The 954-nt window shown below is 35.1% G+C and carries 1 protein-coding gene; it reads right to left on the bottom strand.

Going from position 1 to position 954, the window contains the following annotated elements; all coding sequences use genetic code 11:
* On the bottom strand, positions 1–643 hold a 643-nt coding region (locus E1176_RS00650; protein ID WP_155208661.1), incomplete at its 3' end, for a polysaccharide deacetylase family protein.
* Positions 644–954: the final 311 nt, after the last annotated feature.

Below are 954 nucleotides of genomic sequence, written 5' to 3'. Positions count from 1 at the left end.
GACCATGTAAAAATAGGATCTCATTGTTTTTGGCAGCACGTGCCATTGCTTGCTCAACCATTTTTTGCGTGAGATGATAAACTTTATCAAAACCTATAGAGTAAAATGTAAAATCACCGTCAAAGTCATAATAGATATCATCAATCAGTGTTAAGTCTCTTTCATTGTTTACTGCTACGTCAGATCGTATCGCACCATGATGGTTTGAGATAAAATAATCTGTTAGATAATATTTGGCTCCATAAGGGTAAGCAAAAGATACTGGCTCAAATCCTTTAGCCTTCATGGCTATTTTGTTAGCTATAATCTCATTGTCAATATAGTCTTGCCATGAGTACTGTTTTATATACTTACCTGAGATTACGTGCATATTTCCATGGCTGCCAATTTCATGACCTTCATTCTCTAGCTTGCGCAGGAGCTCTATTTCTTTGTAGTCAAGAGAGTCAAACTTAGTCACGAAAAACGTCACCTTGGCTTTATTTTTCTTCAATAATGGAGTCAAACTATACCATTCTTTAACGTATTGGTCATCAAATGATATGCAGATACCTGGTCGTTTTTGCTTATCAGGTGAGCTTGTGCAAGAGAGAGATTGCAATATACATGCGAATAAAAGCCAATAATATATTTTATAACTCATAAATATTTTATTTGAAGCATCTTAGGTAAATAGAGTAGAGGTCTCTTTTGCTGTCAAATTACTATAAGTCGCTAACTATAAACGGAATATGTTTTTATCAGCATTAAATTTATACTCAGTGTTCCTAGTTTGAAGTTTTTCAAATATAATCAAATAATTACGACAGCTCAGACAATTACCAAAACGCATGGGATGGTGGTGATACGCCTGATGGGGTTTACTTCTACAAATTAGAAACTCCGGATGGTGAGGTATTCACTGGTTGGGTAGAGATCTTACGAGGTACCGGACCTTGATAAATATTGATATTA

It is taken from the genome of Fulvivirga aurantia (assembly GCF_009711475.1).
GTDB classification, from domain to species: Bacteria; Bacteroidota; Bacteroidia; order Cytophagales; family Cyclobacteriaceae; genus Fulvivirga; species Fulvivirga aurantia.
This window is presented reverse-complemented; position numbering and strand designations above follow the sequence as displayed.